The organism is Pseudomonas sp. IT-P171, from assembly GCF_949767765.1.
In the GTDB taxonomy this organism is placed as follows: domain Bacteria; phylum Pseudomonadota; class Gammaproteobacteria; order Pseudomonadales; family Pseudomonadaceae; genus Aquipseudomonas; species Aquipseudomonas fluorescens_B.
On record NZ_CATKQN010000059.1, the window covers coordinates 217500 to 232807 of the forward strand.

Sequence of the window (15308 nt, forward strand, 5' to 3'; positions counted from 1 at the left end):
GGGCCTTTGGTGAAGCAAATACTTGCATCGTTAGGTGGCTAAGTTAACCCAGCATTAACAAAAAAGCCCTGCACAATCGAAGATGTGCAGGGCTTTAAATGACTCTTGAAAGCTTAGCCTCAATACCGATTGGGCTCCATTTCCAGATCCACGTGGAAGCGTTCGGAAATGTCTTTTTGAATGCGTTGTGCCAGGTTCAACAACTGCAGGCCGGTCGCAGCCCCGTAGTTGACCAGCACCAGCGCCTGCAATTTATGCACGCCAGCGTCGGCCTCGCGAAAACCTTTCCACCCTGCCCGTTCGATCAGCCACCCTGCGGCCAGCTTCATTTGCCCGTCGGGTTGCGCGTAGGCCACCAGATCCGGGTATTCGCCTTTGAGCTGAGCGACCAGCGCAGCCGAGACCAAGGGGTTCTTGAAGAAACTGCCGGCATTACCAAGCACCGCCGGATCCGGGAGTTTTTCATTGCGGATGCTGCAAATTGCGCGGCTGACGTCGGTGGCGGTCGGGTGATCGATGCCTTGCTCGGTCAAGCGCTGACGCACCGGGCCGTATTCCAGATGCAAAGGCGCGGCGCGGTCGAGGGCGAACCGGACCCGCAGGATCAACCAGCGTCCCGGCTCCTGTTTGAACAAGCTGTCGCGATAAGCGAAGTTGCACTCGGCCAGCGTGAAGTCCCGCAACTCGCCGGTCTGGCGATCCAGAGCCGTCAGACCGGCGAACACGTCCTTGATCTCCACGCCGTAGGCACCGATGTTCTGCATCGGCGCAGCGCCAACGGTGCCGGGGATCAGGCTGAGGTTTTCCAGCCCCGACAGACCCTGTGCCAGCGTGTGTTGCACGAACGGATGCCAAGGCTCGCCGGCCTCGGCTTCGATCACGACCTTGCTGCCGTCGTCGCTCAGGATACGAATCCCGCGTGTCGCCATGCGCAGCACCAGCGACTGGATATCGGCAGTCAGCAGCAGATTGCTGCCACCGCCAATCACCAGCAGCGGCACGTCATGCTCCGCCGCATAGGCCAGCGCCTCGCGCACGTCGGCATCGCTGCGGGCTTCGGCAAACAAGCGCGCCTGAACATCCACGCCAAAGGTATTGAACGGTTTGAGCGAAACCCGGGGTTTAACCTGCAGACTCATAACCGGCCCTTCAATTCGATCACCAGCAAGTCGGTCGCGCGCTCGATCAGATCCAGCACGTACTCGAACCCCTGGTCGCCGTCATGGTAGGGATCCGGCACTTCATCGACATCCGACTGGTAGCGACGCAGGAACAGATCCAGCTCGGCCTTGCCCTTGGCCGGTTGCATCGACTTGAGGTTGTGCAGGTTACTGTGGTCCATCGCCAGGATCAGATCGTACGTGGCGAAATCGGCGCGGGTCACTTGCTGGGCGCGCTGCATGGACAGGTCGTAACCGCGCAGTTTGGCCGCCGCCTGGCTGCGCTGGTCTGGCGCCCTGCCGACGTGCCAGTCGCCGGTGCCGGCGGAGGCCACTTCGACCTGATCGGCCAGCCCCGCTTCACGCAATTTATGTCGCAGTACACCTTCGGCCGTCGGTGAACGGCAGATGTTGCCCAGACAGACGAACAAAACCCGCATCAGGCCTCCAGCAGGCGACGAACGCGCTCGAGGTCTTCGACGGTGTCAACGCCGGTAGGCGGCGCGATCAATGCGTCGGCGACGTGAATTCGCACGCCGTGCCACAGAGCACGCAACTGTTCCAGGGATTCGGTATTTTCCAGCCAGCACGGGCCCCAGCTGACGAAGTCATGCAGGAAACCGGCGCGGTAGGCATAAATGCCGATGTGGCGGCGATACGGCACGCCTTCCGGCAGCGCATCGCGACTTTTCGCGAACGCGTCCCGGGCCCACGGCAACGTCGCGCGACTGAATGTCAACGCAAGGCCATCGAGGTCGCTGACGACCTTGACCACATTGGGGTTGAACAGGGTTTCAACGTCTTCGATCGGCTCGGCCAAAGTGGCCATGCGCGCTTCGCTGTGGGCGGCCAGGTTGCCGGCAACCTGATCGATCACGCTCGGCGGGATCAACGGTTCGTCGCCCTGAACGTTGACCACGATGGCGTCAGGCGCCAAGCCGAGTTTTGCGGCGACTTCGGCCAGGCGATCAGTGCCGGAGTTGTGATCTTCGCGGGTCAGCACCACTTCGGCGCCAAACGCGTTGCACGCCTCGACAATGCGCGCATCGTCGGTGGCAACCACCACGCGCTCGGCGCTGCTTTTGCTCGCCTGTTCCCAGACGTGCTGGATCATCGGCTTGCCGGCGATCAGCAACAGCGGTTTACCCGGCAAGCGGGTGGAGGCATAACGCGATGGAATGACAACGGTGAAGGCTGTGGTCATTTATCCAGACGCTCGTCAGTGGTCAGGGTGCGGGCTTCGGTTTCGAGCATCACCGGGATGCCATCGCGAATCGGGTAGGCCAGGCCGGCGCCCTTGCTGATCAGCTCGGTTTTGTCGGCGCTGAGCTTGAGCGGGCCTTTGCAGACCGGGCAAGCGAGGATGTCGAGCAATTTGGTGTCCATGAGCATTCCCTGGAAAAAAACGGTTTAAGGCAAAAGACGAGCCGGCAACAGGCGCATCAGCTGCGTATCGAACCAGGCCACGAAGGCCGGCGATGGCGCAGCATCGACCGCCAGGTACCACCAATCGGCGGCGGCGAAGGCACGGCACTTCACCGCGTCCTTTTCGGTCATCACCAACGGCAATGACGGTGTGAAATTCAAGGCCTGCACGCTGTACTCGGCGTGGTCGGCAAATGCGTGCGGGACTGGCTGCCAGTGTAGCGTTTCGAGGGTCGTGAAGAAACGCTGCGGATTGCCGATCCCGGCCACGGCGTGCAGCGCCTGGCCTGCGGGAAAGTGATCGAGGGCGCACCGTTCGCCGCTGCGCAGATTGACCAGTTCGGTGGGCTGCAACTGAAAGGCAAAACCGTCCGGGCGATCATCGGAGGCGCCGTTGTACAGCAAGGCGTCAACGCTTTGCAGGCGCTCGACCGGCTCACGCAACGGTCCGGCGGGCAGGCAACGTTTGTTGCCCAGGCCACGGGCGGCGTCGATCAACACCAGTTCAAGGTCCCGCGCCAGCCGGTAATGCTGCATGCCGTCATCAGACAGAATCAGGTCCAGCGGCTCGCTCGCCAGCAGCGCTTTGACCGCGCTGCTGCGATCCGGGTCGATCATCAACGGAACGCCGGTGCGCTGGACGATCAACAGCGGTTCATCGCCTGCCACATCAGCGCTTTGTTCGGCCTCGACACGCCACGGCAGGTGTGGCGGTTTGGCGCCATAACCACGACTGACCACGCCGACCCGCAAACCGCTGCGCTGGCAATGCTGGATCATCCACAGAATCAGTGGGGTCTTGCCTGTACCGCCCACGGTGATGTTGCCGACCACGATCAACGGCACCGGCGGCTGATAAATTTCGCCCTCACCCGCGAGAAAGCGTTTGCGCTTGTTCATGACCACGCGGCGATACAGCCACTCCAATGGCTGCAACAGCTTCAGGGCCGGATGACCGGCGTACCACGCGGCGAGCAAGCGATCGGACATGGCCATCAGGGCGCGGGCGGCGCCGCCTCGACTGTGGTCATGCGCAGGTGACTGAAACCGAGTTTGCCGGCGGCGTCCATGGCGATGATGACCGATTGATGCTGGGTCTTGCCGTCCGCACTGATCGACAGTGGCAGGTTGGTGTCACCGTTGGATTCTTTCTGCAAAGCGTCCATCAGGGTCGCCAGATCATTTTTCGGCAACAACTGATTGTTCACCGAGAACACGCCTTCGGCACTGATGGCGACATCCAGGTGTTTGACCTGCTGGTCTTCGGCAGGCGAACCGCTGACCGCTTCCGGCAGATCGACGCGCAACTGGGTTTCACGGGTGAAAGTGGTGGTCACGACGAAAAACAGCAGCAGGATAAACACCACGTCGATGAGCGACGCGAGGTTGATGTCGACCGTTTCCCGCGGTTTGCGGCGGAATTTCACGCTCTTTTGCCCTCAGCCAGGTCCACGTCACGATCACCCTGCACCACCTCGACCAACTTGATCGCTTCCTGCTCCATGCCCACCACCAGCTCATCGATGCGGCGTTGCAGGAAACGGTGGAAGAATACCGCCGGGATACCGACCATCAGGCCTGCGGCCGTGGTGATCAAGGCCTTGGAAATACCACCGGCCAGCACCGCAGCGTTGGTGCCCATGCCCGTGCCCATGAACGCGCTGAAAATATCGATCATGCCCAACACCGTGCCCAACAGCCCCAGCAACGGCGCCATCGCGGCGATGGTGCCGAGGGCGTTGATGTAGCGCTCGAGCTCGTGAATCACCCGCGCGGCGGCTTCTTCGATGCACTCTTTCATGATCTCGCGACCATGTTTGGAGTTGGCCAGGCCCGCCGCCAGAATCTCGCCCAGCGGCGAGTTGGCACGCAGTTCCTTGAGTTTTTCTTTATTGAGTTGCTTGTCCTTGATCCACACCCAGACCTGCCCGAGCAGATGCTCCGGGGTCACACGGCTGGCACGCAGGGTCCACAGACGCTCGGCGACGATCGCCATGGCCGCGATGGAACTCAGAATGATCGGCAGCATCATCCAGCCGCCGGATTTGACCAATTCCCACACAGTGACAGTCCCCTCGAAAAAGTGCGCCACTCTAACATAGGGGGGTGGCGCACCGAAGACCGTGATGTCGCATCCGGTCGGGCTTTAATAACGTGCGGTTATGGCAGGGAGCGCCAGAAACGCCGTTCCTGACGCATTGTCCATGCTGGCGTGAAGCGTCCGAGGTGCAGACGAATGGCGCCCTGCTCGGCGCTGTCATGGATCGCCATGCCGCGTTTTTTATAACGGGCCATGACCGTAGGATGCGGATGACCGAAGGAATTGCCGTTGCCGCGCGAGATCAGCACCGCTTTGGGCTGCAACGCGGCAAGCAGCGCCATCGACGACGAACTGCGGCTGCCATGGTGCGGCGCCTGCAACCAGTCGGTGGGCACGGCCAGCGGACTGTCAAGCAGGGCCCGTTCGGCGGCGCTGTCGATATCCCCCGTCAGCAGCATGCGTTCGCCATTGGCTTCGATCTGCAGGACGCAGGATTTTTGATTGCTGTCCGAGGCAGAAGGCCATTGCCAGAGCTGAAACCTCACGTCGTCCCACGTCCATTGCCGGCCACTCTCGCAGGCCTCGGCGTGCAATTCGACGGGCAAGGCCACGGGGTCGCCGCTGAGCACTCGCGTCACCGGCAAGCCCAGGGCAACCGCTCGCGCACCGCCGGCGTGATCGGCATCGGCGTGGCTGAGCAACATCAGGTCGAGTCCGTCCACGCCCAGTTTGTGCAAGGTGGGCAGCACCACTCGCTCGCCGAGGTCGAAGTCGCCGAAGCGCGGGCCGGTGTCATACAACAGCGTGTGATGGCGAGTCCGCACCAGGATAGCCAACCCCTGACCGACATCCAGTTGCCAGACTTCGGCGATCCCCTCTGGCAACAGTGGCCGGGGTGGAAAAACCAGCAACAGCAACAGCGGCCACCCCAGCGGGCGCAGCGGTACGCCACGCGGCATCAACAACAGAAACGCGCCGAGGGAGCCCAATGCCCATGTCCCCAATGGAATCGCCACGGGCACCCACGCGGGCAATTGGCCAGCCATCAGCCCAAGGCCCTTGAACAGCCAGTCGATCAACCCGCCCGCCAGCCACAGCAACCCCTCGCCCACATAAGGCAGCGGTAACAACAGGGTCCCCAGCAACGCTGGCGGCAAGACCAGCAAACTGATCCAGGGCACTGCAAGCAGATTGGCGACCGGCCCGCTGAGACTGATCGGCAGTCCCAGCACCAGCAGCAGCGGGCCCAGGCCGATTGCGATCAGCCATTGGGCACGGGTCCAGGTTTGCCACCACCGCCAAGGGCCAAGGCGCCCGCCGAAGGTGAAGATCAACACCGCCACCGCCGCGAAGGACAACCAGAAACCCGGTTGCAGACTCACCAGCGGATCCAGCACCAACACCGCGTTGAGCGCCAGCAACAACGGCCACCAGGCACCGAGGTGGCGAAATCGCAGGCGCCACAACAGCACCAGCCCGATCATTACGCAGGCTCGCCGCACCGGTACTTCGAATCCTGCCAGCAGTCCGTAACCAAGGGCAGCGACGAATGCCAGTCCGCACGCCCATGGCAGCCACGGCAAGCGATTCGGCCACATACCGTAGCGAGCCAGCCCGGCGATCAGCAGATACACCACGCCTGCCAGCAGACCGACGTGCTGCCCGGAAATCACCAGCAGATGCACGGTGCCGGTGTCTTGCAACACCTGCCAGTCCTCGCGGCCAAGCCCGGCGCCATCCCCCAGCACCAGCGCCGTCAGTGCACCGGTTCGCCCCTGAGCGTCCACGGCTTGCAAGCGTTGGCGGATGCCGTCACGCCAGGCCCACCGGGCTTCGGCAAGACGCTGGCCATCCTTGACGGTCCCGGTTGCAGCGATGCGTTGCGCCAGCAGCCAGGCGTCGTAATCGAAGGCATGGGGATTGAGCAGCCCGGCAGGACGCTTCAATTTCACCGCCAGCCGCCAGCGTTCGCCACTGTTGACCGGTGGTCCGTCGTACCAGGCCAGGCGCATCAGTGAAGGCACTTTTGCCTGTCGCGACCGGGCGTCCACCAACTCGAAACGCACAACACCTTCATTATTCTGCGGCAACCCCGTCACCCGGCCTTCGACCCAACGGGTTTCGCCATCGAGATTCGCCGACAGTCGATCATCCAGCGCCCACTGCGCATTCGCGCCCGCCCAACTGAAGCCGAACAGGAAAAAAGCCACTGGATACGTCCGGAACGGAAGCACCATCAATCCCACTACAGGCAACACCAGCCATAACCAGACCGGCGGTAACACCGGCAAAAAACGCAGGGCCAGCAGACCCAACGCCAGCGCCATCATCCCTGTGCGCATAAGCCCGTCCTTGAGAGTCCACACCCTAGGCATAGCCGGCTCATGGCACGCGCATCGTTATTAATTGTCACAAAGTCTGAATGGGCGGCTCATAGAATCCAGACATACTTGCCGCCTTAACCGACCGAGAAGCCCTATGCCCCGGCGCTTATTCAAACGTTACATGCCAGACCCGACCAGCATCAGGGAACACAAATCCTTACGCTTTCTCGGCACTCTGCTGCATGACCCGAACCTCTGGCACCTCAACCGTCACTCGGTCGCGCGGGCCATGGCGGTGGGTTTGTTCGCGGCGTTCCTGCCCATTCCATTGCAGATGCTGGTGGCGGCCGTCCTCGCCATCGTCGTGCGGGGCAACATGCCGATTGCTGTCAGTCTGGTGTGGCTGACTAACCCGATTACCATGCCAGCGGTGTTCTTTTGTACCTATCAGACTGGGGCGTGGCTGATGGATGTGCCGGCTCGTCATTTGCCGGATGAGTTGACCTGGGAATGGATCAGCGGCGAACTCTCTACGCTCTGGCAGCCGTTTTTGCTGGGTTCGGTGGTGGTGGGGCTGGTATTGGGCGCCCTCGCCTATTGCCTGGTGATGATGTATTGGCGGTGGTGGGTGAGTCGGCAGTGGGCTCGGCGGAAGAAAAAACGGATGTCGTGAATGTTAAAAAAGGCCTCCGCGTTGGGAGGCCTTTGTTGGTGGACTGGCTTGGGGTACATATCCGTTTCTTCGGTAATGGCTGCTATTGGTTCCGCCTTTACGGCGGGTTACTTGGCGCTTCTCCAAGTGACTCGCCGTAAGGGCGAAACCGTAATCAGCCGTTACCGCAGCAACGGATATGTACGCTTAAGTACGCATCCCCCGCCCACTCACCAACAATCGCGCACACCCGATATACAGCACCACCGTCGCCACCAGCATGAACGTGATCGCCACACTGATCCGGATATCCGAAACCCCAAGAATCCCGTAGCGGAACGCATTGACCATATGCAGCACCGGATTCGCCAACGACACCGTCTGCCAGAACGGCGGCAACAACGAGATCGAGTAAAACACCCCGCCCAGGTAAGTCAGCGGCGTCAGCACAAACGTCGGGATGATCGAAATATCATCAAAATTGCGCGCAAACACCGCATTGATGAACCCCAGGAGAGAGAAGATCGTTGCCGTCAGCACCACCACCAGAATGGTCACGCCCAGGTGATGCACCTGCAACTGAGTGAAGAACAGCGACAACAGCGTCACGATCAGCCCGACCATCAACCCGCGCAGCACGCCACCCAGGGTATAGCCGATCAGGATCGTATGCGGCGACACCGGCGACACCATCAACTCTTCGATGGAACGCTGGAACTTGCTGCCGAAGAAACTCGACACCACGTTGCCATAGGAGTTGGTGATCACCGACATCATGATCAGCCCCGGCACGATGTATTCCATGTAGGTGAAACCACCCATGTCACCGATCTGCCGGCCAATCAGGTTACCGAAGATCACGAAGTACAAAACCATCGTGATCGCCGGCGGCAGAAGCGTCTGCGGCCAGATCCGGGTGAAGCGTTTGACCTCACGGTAAACGATGGTATTGAGCGCGACGAGGTTGGGTTGCAGCTCCGAACTCATACCGCCACCTTCGACAGATTTTTCTCCACCAGGGACACGAACAACTCCTCGAGGCGATTGGTTTTGTTACGCAGGCTCAACACTTCGATGTTCTGCTGCGCCAGTTGAGTGAACAGCGCGGTGATGCCCATGGACTTGTCGACCTGGACCTCAAGGGTATGAGCGTCGAGCAACCGGGTCGGGTAACCCAGCAACTGCGGCGCAACGCTCAATGTGTTTTTCGTGTCGAGCAGGAAGGTTTCCACATGCAACTGGCCGAGCAGCTGTTTCATGCTGGTGTTCTCGACGATGGTGCCGTGATCGATGATGCCGATATTGCGGCACAACTGCTCAGCCTCTTCCAGATAGTGCGTGGTGAGGATGATGGTGATGCCCTTCTGGTTCAGCTCTGTCAGGAACGTCCACATCGAACGACGCAGTTCGATATCCACCCCCGCCGTCGGTTCGTCGAGGATCAGCAGGCGCGGTTCGTGAACCAGCGCGCGGGCGATCATCAGTCGACGCTTCATGCCACCGGACAGCGAACGCGATGGCACATCGCGCTTGTCCCACAGCCCGAGCTGGGTCAGGTACTGTTCGGCGCGTTCCTTGGCGATTTTCGGCGGGATGCCGTAGTAACCCGCCTGGGTCACGACGATGTCGAACGTTTTTTCGAACTGGTTGAAGTTGAATTCCTGGGGCACCACGCCAATGCAACGCTTGAGCGCCGCCGGCTCTTTGTCCAGGTCGTGACCGAAGACGTTCACCGTGCCGCTGGTCTTGTTCACCAGGGTCGAAAGAATGCCGATGGTCGTGGATTTGCCGGCGCCGTTCGGGCCGAGCAAAGCGAAAAAGTCACCTTCGGCGACGTCCAGATCGATACCACTCAGGGCCTGGAAACCGTTGCCGTAGGTTTTGGTTAGCTGCCGGATGGACAGAGCGGAACTCATATCGGATTTATGCACCAAGAAGGGAAGAAAGGGATCAATAAGGGCGGGCGGCGAACAATGCAACCGCGGCGCATGAGCGCAATGGTGCTTGTCACCGCCACACAAGTACAGTCAAGCGTGTCGATAGTGAGTATTAAGTCAACGCGGTCATGACGGCTTTCCTGTACGCCGGACGCTGCTTCAGTCGCGCATACCAGGCCTCCAGATGAGGCTGTGACGCACGCTCGATCGGCATCTCGAACCAGGCATAAATGAAGCTGCCGAGAGGAATGTCGCCCATGCCGATTTCATCGCCTGACAAGTACGGTTTGGCCGCCAGTGCCTGATCGGCCATCGCCAGCAAACCTTCGCACTCTTTGATAGCGGCGTTGATTGACGGCCAGTCCTGCTGGTCTTCCGGCGTGCGCAAGACACCCCAGAACACAGTACGAAACGGGCCGGCAAAACTTGAAGTGGTCCAGTCCATCCATTTGTCAGCTGTAGCGCGGGCTTGAAGATTTTCCGGGTACCAGGCAGTGCCGCTGGCGTGCAGAGCCATCAGGTAACGAACGATGGCGTTGGATTCCCACAGCACGAAACCGTCGTCCTCGATGACCGGCACACGGCCATTGGGGTTCATCGCGCGGTACTCCGGCGTGTCGACGACCCCAAAGGCGCCGCCCGCATCGATGGCCTCATAGGCCAGGCCCAGTTCCTCGGCGGCCCACAAAGGTTTTCTGACATTCGACGAATTTTTCCGACCCCAGATTTTCAGCATGACCGCCTCTTTATGGATGAATGCGCAGGCAGCATACGCCGGATCAGGCGCGACTCAAATCGCTCTGCATGTCACCCAGCAGCGGCGGCAGCTGTTCGCTGAACAGATGCGGGTAGCACTTTTCCAGGTGCTCGAAAAAGAACGTTTCCGGCACGTCGGTGAACTGGCCGTGATCGATCAGGTATTCCATCAATTGCTCGCCGTCGCGATTGAAGGGGTGGAAAACACTGTCGTTGATCCCGTCGAATTCCAGCGGCGCCACGTTGAACAGTTCGCAGAGCTTCTGGTTGAACGCCGGCGTAGCTTTGACCCAGCGATCGTTCAGGTACAACTCTGTATAACCATGCATGGCGAACACGTCGCTCTTGAGCAATTCCAGCAAACGCGGGGTCGACAAATGATTGCGCACATCTGCCAGACCGATCCGCGCGGGAATCCCGCAGTGCCGGGCCGCACCGGCCAGCAGCGTGGCTTTGGGCACGCAATAACTTTCACCGGCCTCCAGCGCATAACTGCCACGCAAGGTGTCTGGATCGCGGCTGAACGTATAGGGGTTGTAACGTACGGCCTCGCGCACCGCGTAATAAAGATTGATCGCCTGCTCGAGGGGGTCGCGGTGACTGCCACGATGTTTTTCGGCGAACTCCACCACCGACAGGTGGTCACTATCGATGAAGCGGCCGGGACGCAGATACTCGTGCATGAGAACAATCTCCTGGGGAAGCCACGAGTCTAACGACAGGTTCAGCACAGAGATAACGACGTTTCGGCCAAACATGGACGCTTAGCCGCCCGCCCAACGAACGATCCGAGCCGGTACCAACCGGTCCTGCAAAGCTCATCGAAGTTTCCCACGATTTCAATCACATCGCTCTGACCACCCTGTTTTGCGGATGCCGTCTAAGCTCTGAAGGTTGTTTTTGCCCTTGTTTCACGGAGGATTAAATATGCTGCTGTTGTGGATACTGGTTCTGGTTGTCGGGATTGCGTATTTAGCCCACCGCCGTATCGCCCCGCTGCCCGCCCTGTGCATCGTCGCCGTTTATGTGGTGGCGATGGGCGCCTTCAGCCGCGCGCCAGGCTGGTTACTGCTGGTGCTGTGGGTGTTGATCGCGGCTGTCGCGGTGCCCTTGTTGCTGCCCGACCTGCGCCGTAAATACTTCAGCGCGCCGCTGTTCAGCTGGTTCGAGAAAACCCTGCCGCCGATGTCGGAAACCGAGCGCGATGCCATCGACGCCGGCACGGTCTGGTGGGACGGCGAGCTGTTCAGCGGCCGGCCGGACTGGGACAAACTGCTGTCCTATCCAAAAGCTCAATTGACTGAAGAGGAACAGGCCTTCATCGATGGCCCGACCGATGAACTCTGCGCGATGGTCAGCGACTGGCAGATCGGGCAAGACATGGACCTGCCTGCCGAAGCCTGGGCCCACATCAAGGAAAACGGTTTCTTCGCCCTGATCATTCCCAAGGAATACGGCGGCAAGGGTTTTTCTGCCTACGCACACTCCCAGGTGGCCATGAAACTGGCCACCCGCAGCGGTGACCTTGCGTCCACCGTGATGGTCCCCAACTCCCTCGGCCCGGCCGAGCTGTTGCTGCATTACGGTACCGACGAACAACGCAACCATTACCTGCCACGTCTGGCACGCGGCGATGACATTCCGTGCTTCGCATTGACCGGGCCACTGGCCGGCTCTGATGCCGGTTCGATGCCCGACACCGGAGTGATCTGCAAAGGCGAATGGGAAGGCAAGGAAACCCTCGGTCTGCGCCTGAACTGGGAAAAGCGTTACATCACCCTCGGCCCCGTGGCCACCCTCCTCGGCCTGGCATTCAAGGCGTACGACCCGGATCACCTGCTGGGCGATGAAGAAGACCTGGGCATCAGCCTGGCGCTGGTCCCGACCGACACCGCCGGTGTTGAAATCGGCCGTCGTCACTTGCCACTGGGCGCAGCCTTCATGAACGGCCCGAATTCCGGCAAGGACGTGTTCATTCCGCTGGATTTCCTCATCGGTGGCCAGGAGATGCTTGGCAAAGGCTGGATGATGCTGATGAACTGCCTGTCGGTCGGGCGCTCGATTTCGTTGCCCGCCGTCGGCACCGGCGCGGCGAAGTTCACCAGCCTGGTGACCGGTCAGTACGCGCAGATTCGTGAGCAGTTCAATGTGCCATTGTCGGCGTTCGAGGGTATTCAGGAAGCCATGGCGCGCATCGGCGGCAATGCCTGGATGATGGACGCGGCGCGGATGCTCACCGCCAACGCGGTGGACCTGGGCGAGAAACCGTCGGTGTTGTCGGCGATTCTCAAATACCACCTCACCGAGCGCGGCCGCGAATGCATCAGCCACGCCATGGACGTTCATGGCGGCAAGGCGATCATCATGGGGCCAAACAATTACCTTGGCCGCAGCTGGAATGGCGCGCCGATCTTCATCACCGTGGAAGGCGCGAACATCCTCTCGCGCAACCTGATGATCTTCGGCCAGGGCGCGATTCGTTGCCATCCCTTCGTCCTGAAAGAAATGGCCCTCGCCGGGCGTGAAGACAAGGATCAAGCCCTCATCGAGTTCGATGGCCTGCTGCTCCAGCACATCGGTTTTGCCGTGAGCAATGCGGCCAGCACGCTGGTGCTGAACCTGGGTTTCGGTCACTTCGAACATGCTCCGGGAGACAAGCTCAGCCAGGGTTACTTCCGTGCGCTCAACCGGCAGGCCGCTGCGTTTGCCATGCTCGCCGACTTGAGCATGATGCTGCTCGGCGGTGAACTCAAACGTCGCGAACGCCTGTCGGCGCGTCTGGGAGATGTGCTCAGCAACCTGTACCTCGCTTCCGCCGCACTCAAGCGCTATCACGACCTTGATTCACCCGGGCACATGGCGCCCCTGTTCACCTGGGCCATGGAAGAAAGCCTTGGTCAGTCGGAACGGGCACTGGATGAGTTGCTGACCAATTTCCCGAACAAGGTGCTGGGCTGCCTGTTGCGGGTGATCGTGTTTCCGTTCGGTCGCCGCCATAAAGGGCCGTCGGACAAACTCGGCGCCGAAGTGGCCGCAGTGATTGGCCGGGCCAAGGGCGATCCGACCCTCGAAGAATTGCTCGGTGGTTGTTTCCGTCCGCAATCGGCGGATGACGCCGTGGGTGCCCTGCAACACGCCTGCGACTTGCTGGACGCGGCGCAGGCCGTGCAGAAAAAACTGCATGTGGCGCTCAAAAGCGGTCAGGTCAAACCGGTTGCCGGGGAAAACGTCATCGATGCCGCGCTGGAGGCTGGCGTGTTGCAACCCGTGGAGGCGCAAAAACTGCGTGAGGCTGAAGTGGCGCGGCGCAAGGTGATCGATGTCGATGATTTCGACAAAGAGGAGCTGACGCTGGCGGCAGGAAAAGTCCGCTGATCCAGCCAGTCATGTAAAAAGGTGCGCGGGCGCTTTATACTCCCGCGCCCGTTTTGCTCTTGAGGACTTATCTCGTGTCCAACGTCGTTGCCGATCATCTCGTCTTGCTTGACCACTTGCGCAGCATCCTGGTCGCCGTGGGTGAGGCCGAACAGGTTCCCGAAGAAAGCCATGCCTTGTTCCTGGAGCGCTTCGACGAACTGCGTGCGTTGCTGCCGGTCGACCCGATCGAAAGCCAATACCTGGGCCAGGACATCCTGTGTCAGGTGATTACCCGCTACCCGCAAATCGCCCACCTCGTCCCGCGCGACCTGCTGTGGTACTTCGCCGGTGACTGCCTGCATTACATGCCCGATGATGAAATCGACTTGTATCAGGCGCTGGAAGAGCGTCGCTTCGAAGCGGAACAGAACGATGAACCGTTCGACTGGAATCAGGAAAAGCAATTGCTGGCAATGTCGAACAATGACAGCAAGCACTGATTGCTGATCAGAAATGCAAAAGGCCCGCATGGTTGAACATGCGGGCTTTTTTTTAGATCACAAAAATCAAAAGATCTTGCTTTAAAGCAACCCATCACTCTCCGGCAACTCATACTCCGCGGCAACCTTACCCAGCGCACCAGGCTTGCCCGGTTTGCTCAGCGTCGGCTCCTTCTCCAGACACTCCACCAGATAATCGATCAACACCCGTAGCTTCGGCGGCAAATAACGTGTCGGCGAATGCAGCAGCCACGCACCGCCGTGGTATGACGCCAGAAACGTCCAGTCCGGCAGCACCTGCACAATCAAGCCCTGCTCCAGCGCATAACGCGCCGTGAAGTACGGCAAACTGCCAATCCCGATGTGCTGCAACACCGCGCCCAATCGCACGCCGGTGTGATTGGCGGCATAACGCCCGCGCACACCGACGGTGACAGCCTTTGTGCCTTTCTTGAATTTCCAGCGTGCATCACTCGGCGTTTCACCCAGGTAAATGCAGCTGTGGTTGAGCAAGTCGTGGGGATGAGTCGGCGTGCCGTGCTCGGCCAGGTACTGCGGCGTTGCGCAGAGCAGGTGGTCGATGGTCAGCAATTGCCGCCCCACCAGGCCAGCCGGCGGACGGTCGGTAATACGGATTGCCAGATCGACGTTGTCATCGATCAAATCCACCTGACGGTCTTCGAGCAACAGTTCCACATCCACTTTGGGATAACGCCGCAGAAACTCCGGCATATGCGGGTGAATCACGAAACGCCCTACGGCTTTGGGCACGCTGACGCGCACCAGTCCTTCCGCTTCATGGGTGAACTGACCACTGATTTCCATTACCGATTTGGCCGCGCTGACCATCTCCTGGCAGCGCTTGAAGACTTCCTCGCCACCGTCGCTGAGCCGCAGCTTGCGCGTGGTGCGTTGCAACAAACGCGTGGCGAGCGCCTTTTCCAGACGCGAAATGCTGCGACTGACCGCCGACGGAGAAGAGCCCAACTGACGCGCTGCTTCGGAGAAGCTTCCGGTCTCGACAACCTTGACGAAAATCGCCATTTCACCCAGCAACGGCAGTGGAAGATTTGTGCTCACAGTGCAACAGTCCTTTGATGTTTGAACGGATTATCACGCAATTCCACGCTTCATATAATAAAAAACAGAATCTTTA

General features: G+C 60.2%; 16 protein-coding genes. 3 read left to right on the forward strand and 13 right to left on the reverse strand.

The genetic code is table 11. The features are described 5' to 3' along the window. Positions 1-119: 119 nt before the first annotated feature. The 8 genes from murB to ACM6I5_RS28805 all read right to left on the reverse strand — a co-directional run bounded on the left by murB (position 120) and on the right by ACM6I5_RS28805 (position 6968). Entirely contained in the window at positions 120-1139 is a 1020-nt protein-coding gene (gene murB / locus ACM6I5_RS28770; protein WP_017340124.1) for a UDP-N-acetylmuramate dehydrogenase, read from the reverse strand. Further along, complete coding sequence (locus tag ACM6I5_RS28775; RefSeq protein WP_017340125.1) at positions 1136-1600, reverse strand: low molecular weight protein-tyrosine-phosphatase; 465 nt, start codon at positions 1598-1600, stop codon at positions 1136-1138. The genes murB and ACM6I5_RS28775 overlap by 4 nt, the downstream gene beginning before the upstream one ends. Beyond that, positions 1600-2364, reverse strand: a complete 765-nt coding sequence (gene kdsB, locus ACM6I5_RS28780) for a 3-deoxy-manno-octulosonate cytidylyltransferase (RefSeq protein WP_414885145.1) — start codon at positions 2362-2364, stop codon at positions 1600-1602. The genes ACM6I5_RS28775 and kdsB overlap by 1 nt, the downstream gene beginning before the upstream one ends. Continuing rightward, a complete protein-coding gene (locus ACM6I5_RS28785; protein ID WP_007945752.1) occupies positions 2361-2546 on the reverse strand; it encodes a Trm112 family protein in 186 nt (61 codons plus the stop codon). The genes kdsB and ACM6I5_RS28785 overlap by 4 nt, the downstream gene beginning before the upstream one ends. Positions 2547-2570: 24 nt before the next feature. Next, positions 2571-3581 carry a tetraacyldisaccharide 4'-kinase gene (lpxK, locus tag ACM6I5_RS28790; protein ID WP_017340127.1) on the reverse strand — a complete coding sequence of 337 codons (1011 nt, stop codon included), beginning with the start codon at positions 3579-3581 and terminating at the stop codon, positions 2571-2573. Further along, entirely contained in the window at positions 3581-4012 is a 432-nt protein-coding gene (locus ACM6I5_RS28795) for an ExbD/TolR family protein (protein WP_414878048.1), read from the reverse strand. The genes lpxK and ACM6I5_RS28795 overlap by 1 nt, the downstream gene beginning before the upstream one ends. After that, positions 4009-4647 carry a MotA/TolQ/ExbB proton channel family protein gene (locus ACM6I5_RS28800; protein ID WP_017340129.1) on the reverse strand — a complete coding sequence of 213 codons (639 nt, stop codon included), beginning with the start codon at positions 4645-4647 and terminating at the stop codon, positions 4009-4011. Before ACM6I5_RS28800 ends, ACM6I5_RS28795 begins: the two co-directional genes overlap by 4 nt. A gap of 98 nt (positions 4648-4745) precedes the next feature. Next, entirely contained in the window at positions 4746-6968 is a 2223-nt protein-coding gene (locus ACM6I5_RS28805) for a DNA internalization-related competence protein ComEC/Rec2 (RefSeq protein WP_414885146.1), read from the reverse strand. 136 nt (positions 6969-7104) lie between these two features. On the opposite strand from ACM6I5_RS28805, the gene ACM6I5_RS28810 reads away from it, so the two are divergent. Then, positions 7105-7623 carry a DUF2062 domain-containing protein gene (locus ACM6I5_RS28810; RefSeq protein WP_414885147.1) on the forward strand — a complete coding sequence of 173 codons (519 nt, stop codon included), beginning with the start codon at positions 7105-7107 and terminating at the stop codon, positions 7621-7623. Between the two features lie 186 nt (positions 7624-7809). Here ACM6I5_RS28810 and ACM6I5_RS28815 read toward each other — a convergent pair whose 3' ends face one another. The 4 genes from ACM6I5_RS28815 to ACM6I5_RS28830 form a co-directional block, all read right to left on the reverse strand. Then, on the reverse strand, positions 7810-8589 hold the full coding sequence (locus ACM6I5_RS28815) for an ABC transporter permease (protein ID WP_008152390.1): 780 nt from the start codon (positions 8587-8589) through the stop codon (positions 7810-7812). Next, positions 8586-9518 carry an ABC transporter ATP-binding protein gene (locus ACM6I5_RS28820; RefSeq protein WP_017340132.1) on the reverse strand — a complete coding sequence of 311 codons (933 nt, stop codon included), beginning with the start codon at positions 9516-9518 and terminating at the stop codon, positions 8586-8588. The genes ACM6I5_RS28815 and ACM6I5_RS28820 overlap by 4 nt, the downstream gene beginning before the upstream one ends. A gap of 133 nt (positions 9519-9651) precedes the next feature. Next, entirely contained in the window at positions 9652-10275 is a 624-nt protein-coding gene (locus ACM6I5_RS28825) for a glutathione S-transferase family protein (protein WP_414878046.1), read from the reverse strand. Between the two features lie 43 nt (positions 10276-10318). Further along, a complete protein-coding gene (locus ACM6I5_RS28830; RefSeq protein WP_017340134.1) occupies positions 10319-10978 on the reverse strand; it encodes a transglutaminase-like domain-containing protein in 660 nt (219 codons plus the stop codon). A gap of 244 nt (positions 10979-11222) precedes the next feature. Here ACM6I5_RS28830 and ACM6I5_RS28835 point away from each other — a divergent pair, with 244 nt between their 5' ends. Together ACM6I5_RS28835 and ACM6I5_RS28840 are read left to right on the forward strand one after the other, a co-directional pair. After that, positions 11223-13670 carry an acyl-CoA dehydrogenase gene (locus tag ACM6I5_RS28835; protein WP_414885148.1) on the forward strand — a complete coding sequence of 816 codons (2448 nt, stop codon included), beginning with the start codon at positions 11223-11225 and terminating at the stop codon, positions 13668-13670. Between the two features lie 74 nt (positions 13671-13744). Then, complete coding sequence (locus ACM6I5_RS28840; protein ID WP_017340136.1) at positions 13745-14152, forward strand: PA2817 family protein; 408 nt, start codon at positions 13745-13747, stop codon at positions 14150-14152. A gap of 81 nt (positions 14153-14233) precedes the next feature. Here the strand turns inward: ACM6I5_RS28840 and ACM6I5_RS28845 are convergent, their stop codons facing one another. Continuing rightward, positions 14234-15232: a LysR family transcriptional regulator gene (locus ACM6I5_RS28845; protein ID WP_017340137.1), complete on the reverse strand. Its 999-nt coding sequence runs from the start codon at positions 15230-15232 to the stop codon at positions 14234-14236. Positions 15233-15308: the final 76 nt, after the last annotated feature.